8 protein-coding genes are annotated in these 10,281 nt (G+C 58.5%); 5 read left to right on the plus strand and 3 right to left on the minus strand.

The annotated features are described in order from the left end of the window. Positions 1-139: 139 nt before the first annotated feature. Positions 140-661: a helix-turn-helix domain-containing protein gene (locus NKJ28_RS32575; protein ID WP_352638543.1), complete on the plus strand. Its 522-nt coding sequence runs from the start codon at positions 140-142 to the stop codon at positions 659-661. A 280-nt stretch (positions 662-941) separates the two neighbouring features. Here NKJ28_RS32575 and NKJ28_RS32580 read toward each other — a convergent pair whose 3' ends face one another. Next, positions 942-1,997, minus strand: coding sequence for a cytochrome-c peroxidase (locus NKJ28_RS32580; RefSeq protein ID WP_352638546.1), 1,056 nt, complete (start codon positions 1,995-1,997; stop codon positions 942-944). 773 nt (positions 1,998-2,770) lie between these two features. Next, on the minus strand, positions 2,771-2,947 hold the full coding sequence (locus NKJ28_RS32585; protein WP_352638547.1) for a DUF982 domain-containing protein: 177 nt from the start codon (positions 2,945-2,947) through the stop codon (positions 2,771-2,773). A gap of 686 nt (positions 2,948-3,633) precedes the next feature. On the opposite strand from NKJ28_RS32585, the gene NKJ28_RS32590 reads away from it, so the two are divergent. Next, on the plus strand, positions 3,634-4,104 hold the full coding sequence (locus tag NKJ28_RS32590) for a Ros/MucR family transcriptional regulator (protein ID WP_352452644.1): 471 nt from the start codon (positions 3,634-3,636) through the stop codon (positions 4,102-4,104). Between the two features lie 227 nt (positions 4,105-4,331). On the opposite strand, the gene NKJ28_RS32595 is transcribed toward NKJ28_RS32590, so the two are convergent. Then, a complete protein-coding gene (locus NKJ28_RS32595) occupies positions 4,332-4,544 on the minus strand; it encodes a cold-shock protein (protein WP_023679670.1) in 213 nt (70 codons plus the stop codon). 373 nt (positions 4,545-4,917) lie between these two features. Here NKJ28_RS32595 and NKJ28_RS32600 point away from each other — a divergent pair, with 373 nt between their 5' ends. The 3 genes from NKJ28_RS32600 to NKJ28_RS32610 all read left to right on the plus strand — a co-directional run bounded on the left by NKJ28_RS32600 (position 4,918) and on the right by NKJ28_RS32610 (position 9,902). Further along, on the plus strand, positions 4,918-5,139 hold the full coding sequence (locus tag NKJ28_RS32600; RefSeq protein WP_352638544.1) for a hypothetical protein: 222 nt from the start codon (positions 4,918-4,920) through the stop codon (positions 5,137-5,139). 1,180 nt (positions 5,140-6,319) lie between these two features. Further along, positions 6,320-7,891 carry a M16 family metallopeptidase gene (locus tag NKJ28_RS32605; protein ID WP_502902253.1) on the plus strand — a complete coding sequence of 524 codons (1,572 nt, stop codon included), beginning with the start codon at positions 6,320-6,322 and terminating at the stop codon, positions 7,889-7,891. A gap of 553 nt (positions 7,892-8,444) precedes the next feature. After that, the gene (locus NKJ28_RS32610; protein ID WP_502902254.1) at positions 8,445-9,902 is read left to right on the plus strand and encodes an NAD-dependent succinate-semialdehyde dehydrogenase; all 1,458 of its coding nucleotides are present in this window, start codon (positions 8,445-8,447) and stop codon (positions 9,900-9,902) included. The last annotated feature ends 379 nt before the right edge of the window (positions 9,903-10,281 follow it).

Genomic DNA, 10,281 nt, shown 5'->3' on the forward strand with positions numbered 1-10,281 from the left:
CGGCTCTCGAAAACGAGCGTCGAACGAAATCAGATCACCGTTTGTTCTCCCTTAGCGTTGTTTGGCGTACTTTTATCGCGATGCCTCCAGTGGGGATGGTCCAAATTGCGCAAGCTTCGAGTGATCGCGGAGAAGCTTAATGTCGACTAAATCGAAATTCATGGAGCGGTACGGACAACGGGTGCGAACCCGGGACGTCGTCCCGGTGTCGTCAGGCTCTCCGGTCCGACTGAGCCTCAGTTTTCTTCACGGCGCGAATACTCCTGAGGCCGCCCGGATTCTCGTTAAGAGACAGCTGCCGCTCAGGACGGCCCACGCGATACTCACGGAGATGGTCGATCACGGCAAGGCGTTCGTGACGGTTCCTTGCGTCGAGGACCTATTGGCACTGAAGAATGAACTGTCGTCCGCAGGCGTGATCGCGAAGATTCATGCGCCGCGGCCGATAAGTGTTCGCGAAGTCCGGGATCGCACGAAGCTCTCTCAGGAGGCATTCTCCGTGAGGTATGGCCTCGATCTGGCAACGCTTCGAAACTGGGAGCAAGGTCGCTCGAAACCGGATGCAGCGGCGAATACTCTCCTTTGGACCATCGCCCGGAATCCGGAAGCAGTCGAAGAATCTCTGGACATGGAGGACGTAGTGGCTGGCCCATCGCCCTAAGGGGGGCCGGTCACTCCGGCGCGCGGCTATTCGGCCGCCAGGTCGATGGCCGTCCGCCGCGCGGTATCCCAGCGCGCGAGCCTCAAGCGTCCAATGCCTTCCTTGGCATGTCGCACGCCAGATCCTAACATGGTTCCACCGCAACGAGATGGTGACGGAAGCAGTGTCTGCACTTTGGAAACGAGCCAGGCATTTGCGTCCTCATGGACGTCGCGATCGTCTCGTGGCTGTAAAAGTCGCAATCATTGTCGGTTGCGACGTTCCGCAGCCAGCTGGCCGTTTATTTTCCTAAGATCTGCATTATAGGCCGGGGTGTTGTCGCCGTTTCGGCGGGTAAGATGGGATAGGCGACCTCGGGTGCCTTTCCGGTCAGCGAGTTAAGGAAGGCAACAAGCAGGTCGACTTCTTCGTCCGCCAGTACCACGCCAAGCTGGGTGGTTCCCATGATGGCAACGGCCTGTTTCAGATCCCAAACCTTGCCCGAATGAAAGTATGGCGCGGTGAATGCAACGTTGCGCAGCGGCGCCACGCGGAAAACATAGGAATCCTCGGCTGCATTGGTGACCGCAAATCGGCCTTTGTCTTTTTCCGGCAGGACCTCGGCGCTGGGCTGTTCCACGAGGCCGAATGGGTAATAGGCTTCCCCACCAACGTTGATGCCGGCATGGCAGGACGAGCAGCCTTTGTCCATGAAAAGCGCCAGGCCCTGTTTCTGTTCGGAAGTCATGGAGGCGTCATCGCCATTGAGGAAGCCGTCGAAGGGGGCCGGCGTGACAAGTGTCGCCTCGAAGGCTTCGATTGCCTTGGCGACGTTGTCGAAGGTGACGCGATCGGCTTCAGCCGGAAAAGCTGCATCGAACCACTCGAGATATTGCGGCATCGACTTGAGCGTGGCGATGACTTGACCCGGTGTATTGGCCATTTCGACGCCGGCTTGGACCGGTCCCTTCGCCTGAGCCTTCAGGTCTTCGGCACGACCGTCCCAGAACTGGGCGATGTTGAAGACAGCGTTTAGTACAGTCGGCGCGTTGCGCGGTCCCTTCTGCCAACCATGGCCGATCGAGGTTTCATGATTGTCGTCGCCGCCGGTGGCCAAGTTGTGGCACGAGTTGCACGACAAGACGCCTGACGCCGAGACGCGTGGATCGAAGAACAGTGCCTTGCCGAGGGCGATCTTCTCCGGTGTGATCGGGTTGTTAGCGACTACCGGCGTGGTGGGTGGCAAAGCCTTGAAAGTGGCCAGTGCCGTTTCTCTGAGGTCTGCGGGGATCGAATCCGCAGCAAAAGCGATGGCTGTCAGCAAGGGGACAGCCATCGTACTGAATAGGATTTTCATAAATGATCTCGCTGCGTCGTGCACGCAGCCACTCTGGGATATTCGGCTCATGAACGCCCTGCGCTAGATCAGTTGCGGGAGAGGACCGGGGGTCTGACACCTGTTTTTGCGGCAGAGCTTGGACCGTCCCGGAATTGAACGCTCTTCTCGATTGGATTTTGGGAGGCGGAGGATCGCTGCTCGGCAAGCGGCGGCGCCGGAGCCGTGCTCCGGTTCTCTCTGCGCCTTCAACTATGAAGAAATCGGGGCCACCGTGTCGGATTCGGTTTGGGGCCGGTTATCTGTTCCGCAGCAGGTCCTGCTCGACTTCCGCCTGCCTTCGCCAGATCGACCTTGGCCCAAATCGATCCGCGATAGTGTCTTGTAGCACCTTTGCGGGACGATCTTATTTCGACTGTAGAGGGCCGATTGGGGTGAGCAGAATTACACGAATTTCAGAGGCGCCCGAGTAGCTGTTTTAATTGGCTTGTAGGCCTCCATAGAGCGAATATTGGCAGACGACGGAGCACAATTTTGGCTTCGTTTATCATCTTGCTTCGATGGGACAACTGCTTTGCAATCATTACACGGTAATTTACCATCATGAATTTGAGAACCAAGTCCCACGCAGTGATTTTCACACCGGAGGCGTTGCAATCCTATCGCGAGAAGCTGATTTACAAATACAACAAGATGATTAACATCGCCATGAGCGCCGCAAAATATTGTTTGTTCGCTACACTACGCTCCAGATGCCGGCGTACCCGCTCCAGCCTCACACACGACTGCGGCGCCTATACTTGCGCTTTTCCACTGCCCGACATGCAGGCAGCGAGCCATTGCATCGCCGAGGTTGCATCTTCCAATATGGCGACCTGTTTCGCAAAGCGGAAAACAGCCTTGCGCGCTGCGCTCGCAGGTTTTCGTCCGTTGTATGCATCAAAGCACGCCCTGAGGGCGGCTTCGTAGATCCGGTCTCTGCGATCTTCTGGCTATTCGTTGAGAAAATCGATAGCATCCGCAGGACTGGCAATCTCTTGCACGATGTGCGCTGCACGCCTTACGAAAAGTGGGCTGCTGAAAGTCCCTGAGCTCATTCGTTCCTCCCGACCTGCTGAAACCGCTAGTTTTGCGTGAACAGGCGCCTCCTCTACACCCGCCCACCATTGCGGAATGTGTTGTCACAGCGATAGCGGTTCAATAGCAAAGCAGCGGCGTGATGTCCTCGGTTTGCCAGCGGGTCAATCCCTAACATCCTGCTGCAAGAGCGGCTCACCGGATGAATCTAGATCGTTTCGACCATTGCGAATCAACGCTTGATAGTTCCTCCACGCGCCACCAGGAAGCGGCCACTGCTCTGCCATCGATTTCACAGCCAAAAAGAGAATGGCGAAACAGGAATAGCCCGCTTCGTTTCGAGATTACTGGTCATTTTGGCGCAAAGCTTACGGCCGAGACGCGCCTGAAAATGCGCAAGCACCGCGGCAGGTCGCCAACAACGGAACGCATCAACGGTCATGACGGCGCGATACTGCGCCATAGATCTCGCTGGATGAGCATCGCAATAATCCTGTCGAGACCTTGGTTGCTTTCAGCGGAGACCGCCACTATGAAGCGACGCTTCGCCGACTGTGTTTCACGCCGCCTGGAGAGTTTCATGACAGAAGAAGCCGAAAAAAACATCAACACCCTCATCGAGCTCACGGCCGATGTCGTCTCAGCCTATGTCTCCAACAATCCGATCCCGGTGGGGGATCTCCCTGCCCTCATCGGCCAAGTGCACGCGGCTCTGAAAGGGACGGCGGAAGGTGTCTCTGCAAAAGAGCCGGTTGCCCTTACGCCTGCAGTCCCGATCAGGAAGTCGGTGACACCGGACTACATCATCTCCCTTGAGGACGGGAAGAAATTCAAATCGCTAAAGCGCCATCTGTCGACCCACTATGGGCTGACGCCGGATGGATATCGGGCCAAATGGGGCCTGTCGGCGGATTATCCCATGGTCGCGCCGAACTACGCCGCGGCGCGCTCGTCATTGGCCAAGACAATGGGGCTCGGCCGCAAACCGAAAGCGCCGGAAGCGCCGGAGCCGGCGCCGACGAAGCGAACCCGCAAGAAGGTCGCGGCTTGATTTCGGCAATCGAGATTCGTTCTGGAGCGTTGCAGCCATCGGCTTAATCTGCTCGTCATATAAAAAGGCGGGGCCAACCCCGCCTTCCTTTCAAACAACTTTGTTTCATGAGGAATTCGCGACGCCTGCAGCAATCTGCTGCCCTCAGTTTTTGCTCGCTCCTATCGAGCGGCCGTGAGGACCTCCGGACCTACGCGCCCACTCTTGCCAGGACGCAGGAGATAATTTCAACCAGCTTTGCTGAGGCTGCCAGCGGAGGATTTGCCAGTGCGGCGGTCCTGCTCGATCTCATAGTTGATCTTCTGGCCGTCAGCGAGGGTCGAGAGGCCCGCGCGTTCGACAGCGGAAATGTGGACGAAAACATCCGGACCGCCATTGTCGGGCTGGATAAATCCAAACCCCTTGGTGCTGTTGAACCACTTTACCGTTCCAGTAGGCATATACGTGTTCCTCCTTAACAATTGCAACGTCGGGCAGGCCATTAGGCCTGCCTGACTCATAGCCGAGACTTGGGCGCAGCAAAAAGCGAAAAATTGTTAAGCCCCGATCAGCTGGCGCACTCCATTTTGGCCGTAGTCGCCAGCAAGCACTGTCCTACACTACCGCTCGAGCATGGCCGGAAGCGCCCGATCCTTCCAACGCCCCTCAGCTCCACGTCTATCGCTGGAGCTTGGAGGCACGGCACGTAAGGCCGACCGCTGCTCGTGCCGCCAGGTCAAAGGCCGGGTAGTTCACGGAGCTACCTTCGTGCATAACGGCTTGGCAAGCGCTTGAAGGAGTTTCGAATTGGATTGTTTCAAGAGGGTCGAGGGGTTGATCGATGCCACCAGCGTGGAAGCGATCGATAACGCGCGCGTTTTGCTGGACCAGTTCAAGGGCAAGTCAGAAACAATCGCCCAAGCGATCGACGACTTCCTACTTGATTTCATGACCTTGCTGTTTGTGGTAGAAGCTACCCGCGAGCGGTTCCACAATCCGGCGAGGCGGTTGGCGCGTATCAGATTGAGCAGGATCAGGCTATTGTTGACTGGATAGCCTTAAGCTCAGAGGCCGCCCCGATTAGAGAGGCCTTTGCAGCAGGCGCCAGGCCATCTTGCCGCATGAGGCCGGCGGAAGATGCGGACTGCTGAAAATAGACGGTAAGCTGCGATGCCTACCTGCCGCAAGGGCATCGCCGTTCAAACACGCGAACCCGCTATGCGGATCAGTCTGATCGGCCCTATGCCGCGCGCTACATAGGCCGATCCGCACAGCAAAGCGATGACGGCCGAAGACTATTTTGATGTCATCGGATTTCAAGATGGCCACAATATCAAAAGCCCATTTGACGAACCTGCGATGTTGACGGACCTTACCTGTAATCAGCCTCCGACAACGGGTCTGTTTGAAATCAATGACGGTGGCTTGTAGGCGGCCGGCAAAACTTTTTCGTGACGTTGCTATATTTGCACGTCTCAGTTTGGGATCGCAGATGGCTCTGACAAAGTCCCGTTCTCTTGGAGTCCTGACGCTCGAACGAGGGCTGGCCTCCAGCGACACGCCGTCGCTAGGACCGCCCGGTTCGCTGGTGAATCCGTCAACATTTGACTTTCGGATCATCTGGGAAACTGTGTCCGGCGCTTGGGCGGAATCTGTTTTCTCCTCAAGTTCGACCAAGGCCCCACGCAAACGATCCCTGTTCCGCAGCAACTCATCACGCGCAACGACTTCGGGCAAGCTCATCCGCCAAAAGCGCTCAACGCATCCTTCTTTCTCGCCTGATGTCCTACGATCTTCGTTTCCAGCGCCTCGCGAATATTCCCTAACTGTTGCAGATCCTTGATGAGATCCGTCTTCGCGCGCGAAAAGGCTCCACGCGCTCGAACCCGCCACGCTCCTGTCTCCTCTGCCGTTCAGCCTCGACCCTGGCGTGCCTGTCGAGGACAGCCTTCCGCTAAGGCGACCAACAGCTAAATTCTCACTCACTCAGTGCAGCGGCTATTCGAAGCGCATCCTATGCCGCTCCCCCGGCAGCGGGCCCAATCGTCTTCCGAACGAAGGAGATATCGTCCCAAGCCGCGCGCGCGTCGCGTTCGGCCCTGTCCGATGTCCGACGATGTCGAATACGCAACATAGCAGCGCCCGATTATCGCATGCCTCGAAGGTTTTCTGATCTGGCGCAGTTCATGCCTAGTCATCCGCAAACGCGTCACGCACCAAGGAGAAGTCGCCCCCCATGATCAAATCACCAAGAAATACCGCCGCAGGTCTCCTGGGTTCATCCAAAGACGAGGCTCGAGTAAGGCCTAGCACCATGAAGCCGGTTGCTCATCTGGCTCGGCGCTGCCCGCCGATCCTCCCACGGGGGGAGACGAGGACGCAGCGCCTTCATCAAAATGAGGAACAAATCACTTTGCCTCGAACCTTGCCTTTCGACCAGCCACCACAACCGGAGCCATCGATCAAACTTCGGTCCCCCTGGCTGCGCAAGGCATTCATTGCCACCGCGCTGGCCCTGGTGACGACCGCTCCGGCTCCGGCCGCCACCGACGACGGCAAAGTGACGGATTTCCTGCTCGACAACGGCATGGAAGTGGTCGTCATCCCCGATCACCGCGCGCCGATCGTCACTCATATGGTCTGGTACAAAATCGGCAGCGCCGACGAGCCACCGGGCAAATCCGGCATTGCCCATTTCCTCGAGCGTCTGATGTTCAAGGCGACGACCAACCACGCCGCCGGCGAGTTCGACCGAGCCGTCTCAGCCATCGGCGGCTACAATAACGCCTTCACCGCCTATGACTACACCACCTTCTTCGAGACGGTGGCGCCCTCGGCGTTGGGTGAGATGATGGGCTTCGAGGCCGATCGCATGTTCAACCTCATCCTCAACGACGATGATATCAAGACCGAGCGCGACGTGATCCTGGAGGAGCGCCGTTGGCGCAGAGAGACGAACCCGCAGGCTCTGCTGGACGAGGAGGTCAACGCGACGTTGCGGCAGAACCAGCCCTACCGCATTCCGGTCATCGGCTGGATGCAGGAGATGGAGAAGCTGAACGGCACCGACGCATTCACCATCTACAACAAATACTACCGACCGAACAACGCCGTGCTGGTGGTGGCCGGCGACGTAGAGCCTGAGACGGTGAAGGCGCTGGCCGAGAAGACCTATGGCAAGGTTGTGCGCGGGCCGGACCTGCCCCCGCGCATCCGCCCCGTCGAGCCCGAGCAGAACACCAGGCGCACAGTGACGCTGACCGACGGGCGCGTCAGTGTGCCGAGCTTTACCACGCAATGGGTGGTGCCGTCCTATCATACGGCAGAGCCCGGCGAGGCCGAGGCGCTCGACCTGCTGGCCGAGATCCTCGGCGGCGGCAACCGCAGCCGGCTCTATCAGGAGCTTGTCGTCAAGCAAGGCATAGCCTCGGCGGCCGGCGCCTTCTTCCAGGGCACCATGCTAGACGACACCAATTTCACCATCTCCGGCTCGCCGCGCGGCGATGCAAAGCTCGTCGATCTCGAAGCGGCGGCCGTTGCCGAAGTCGCCCGGATCGCCAAGGATGGCGTCACCAGCGACGAGCTGGACAAGGCCAAAGACCGCTATATCCGCTCGGTGATTTGTGCGCACGACGAGCTGGACCAAATCGCCAACATTTATGGCAAAACGCTCACCACCGGTGGCAATGTGAAGGACGTGCTCGAGAGGCCGGACCGCGTCCGCAAGGTCACCACCGAAGAGGTCAAGGCGGTCGCCGCGCGTTATCTGGTGCTCGACCATTCGACCACAGGCTATCTTTTGCCGTAGCAACAGGCGGGGAATTGATCATGAGCTCCATCCCCATGCGCATGCGCCGCCCGGTCTTCCCTTCACCCCTTGTGGAGAAGGGAAGACCTGGCGCGCCTTCGCCACCCTGTTCCTCTCCATCCTCTTTTTCATCTTGCGGGCGCTCGCCCGGTAAACGGGATCTGTTTAAAGCCGCGAGGAGCGGTTTTCGCGGGCCTTGTCAGGCATTTGCCGGTTCAGGCGTCATTATTGGGGTGCGCTCCTCCTCAGGCCAGCCTCTCTTCGAGTCGATAGAGTCGCCGATTCGTGGTCCGCAGATTGTAGGCGCAGGCCACCAGCACCCACTCCGCGCGGCTGGCGAAGCCGATGTCCGTTGTTCAATCGTTCGACTAGTAGAACCGCGAGGCATCTTCTAGCGTATTCAGGTATTCTCCCTTTCCAGTTGGGTACCGTGGTCTACCAGCTGTCTGGCCGAGGCCCTATAAGGAACCCGGACGTCGCGGAGTACACACCGCACCTGCCATATATACCTGCTGCGTTGAGGAGGAATCCGGTATTGCCCCTGTGCCTGCCGATGATCCGTCACCTGAGATCCCCTGACCTGTTTGGACCCATTGATCGCCTGCCGGCACTTGGCACGCGGACTAGCGAGCGGACATTCGAGGTCCTCAACCCGTCGACTGGCGAAGTGCTGGCAGAACTACCCGACATGGGTGTCGAGGAGACATGCGCTGCGATCGACAAGGCCTATGTCGCTCAGCCTGTATGGGCAGGGTTGACCGCACGTGAGCGCAGCGACGTTCTATGGCGATGGCATCAATTGATCATCGACCACGCCGACGATCTCGCCGAGATTCTCACCGCGGAGATGGGCAAGCCGCTTGCAGAAGCCAAGTCGGAGATATCGCATGCTGCGGCGTATCTGCAATGGTACGCCGAGGAGGCCAATCGCGTCTATGGCGAGACGATCTCCGCACCATCGATGGACCGCCGAATGCTGGTAATCAAGCAGCCCATCGGAGTTGTTGGCACGATAACGCCATGGAATTTCCCGGCCTCGATGGTGGCGCGCAAAATCTCGCCAGCCTTGGCGGCGGGCTGCACGATCGTCCTCAAGCCCGCTGAACAGACGCCGCTCGTGGCGGGAGCAATGTTCGCCCTCGCCCATCAGGCTGGCTTTCCCGAAGGCGTCGTCAACCTGATCTATGCGTCCGAAGGTGACGCGGTCGGCCGCGAACTTTGTACCAATCCCAAGGTCCGCAAGATTAGCTTCACCGGGTCGACTGAGATCGGGCGCCTTCTCATGCGCCAGTGCTCGGACCAGATCAAAAAAGTCAGCCTTGAGCTCGGCGGCAATGCACCTTTCATCGTCTTCGATGATGCCGATATCGATGCCGCGGTTGACGGTGCGATCCAGGCGAAGTTCCGCAATGCCGGCCAGACCTGCGTTTCGGCGAACCGCCTTTACGTCCAGTCGGGCGTTCACGACGAGTTCGTCGAGAAATTCGTGCAACGGGCTCGCCAACTTCAAGTTGGTGATGGTTTCGCTCCCGGAGTGGACATCGGACCGCTCATCGACAAGCACGCATTGGCCAAGATCGAATCCCATATTGCCGATGCGGTCGCCAAAGGCGGCGCAATTCGCTGCGGGGGCAAACGCATCGGCACGAATGGCACGTTTTTCCAACCGACAGTCCTGACCGGTGTCTCCAGTGAGATGACCGTCGCGCAAGAAGAGACATTCGGGCCGCTGGCCCCGATTATTCGCTTCAAAGATGCGGATCAGGTCGTGCGTGAGGCCAACGACACGATCTACGGCCTCGCGGCCTACTTTTATGCCTCCAACCTGAAGCGTGTCTGGCGTGTGGCCGAGGCCTTGGAATATGGAATGGTCGGGGTAAATACCGGCCGGATGTCTTCAGAAGCGGCGCCGTTCGGTGGGATAAAACAGTCCGGCATCGGGCGGGAGGGATCCCGCCATGGCCTCGAGGACTACCTCGAAATGAAATATCTCTGCATGGGCGGCGTCTGAATTTTCGGCTTGCAGGGTTCACAGACCGGGTAACCTAGCGAGCGATTTCCAAAAATGTGAATTGTAGGATCACTCCTCGATTGGGAACCGAGGGGCGGCTCCGTACGCGAGCAAACACGCAATCCTGAAGGAGCACCCTGGCTGGACTTATCTCTCGACGAGACAAGCGTGTGCATTGTCGGCGAAGACGGCGTGCATGTGACGGAGGATGCGCTTGCGAGGGATTTGGCGGCCCTCGCCGACTATCTTCAGGCGACGGGCTATCTTTGCGCGGGTCTGGTTGGAAGCTTGTGCACCTGCGTATTCCGACGAAGCCGGCCATCGATTCCGATTTGAAGCCGGCCAGTCATTCCGATTTCATTCCGGCCATTTTTCGGAC

Source organism: Mesorhizobium sp. M0145, assembly GCF_040322355.1.
Lineage (GTDB): Bacteria > Pseudomonadota > Alphaproteobacteria > Rhizobiales > Rhizobiaceae > Mesorhizobium.

Bases quoted from the DNA above. Each gene is read 5' to 3' on its own strand.
- NKJ28_RS32575 (WP_352638543.1), top strand. From the start codon at position 140: ATGTCGACTAAATCGAAATTCATGGAGCGGTACGGACAACGGGTGCGA.
- NKJ28_RS32580 (WP_352638546.1), bottom strand. From the start codon at position 1,997: ATGAAAATCCTATTCAGTACGATGGCTGTCCCCTTGCTGACAGCCATC.
- NKJ28_RS32590 (WP_352452644.1), top strand. From the start codon at position 3,634: ATGACAGAAGAAGCCGAAAAAAACATCAACACCCTCATCGAGCTCACG.
- NKJ28_RS32595 (WP_023679670.1), bottom strand. From the start codon at position 4,544: ATGCCTACTGGAACGGTAAAGTGGTTCAACAGCACCAAGGGGTTTGGA.
- NKJ28_RS32605 (WP_502902253.1), top strand. From the start codon at position 6,320: ATGATCAAATCACCAAGAAATACCGCCGCAGGTCTCCTGGGTTCATCC.
- NKJ28_RS32610 (WP_502902254.1), top strand. From the start codon at position 8,445: ATGATCCGTCACCTGAGATCCCCTGACCTGTTTGGACCCATTGATCGC.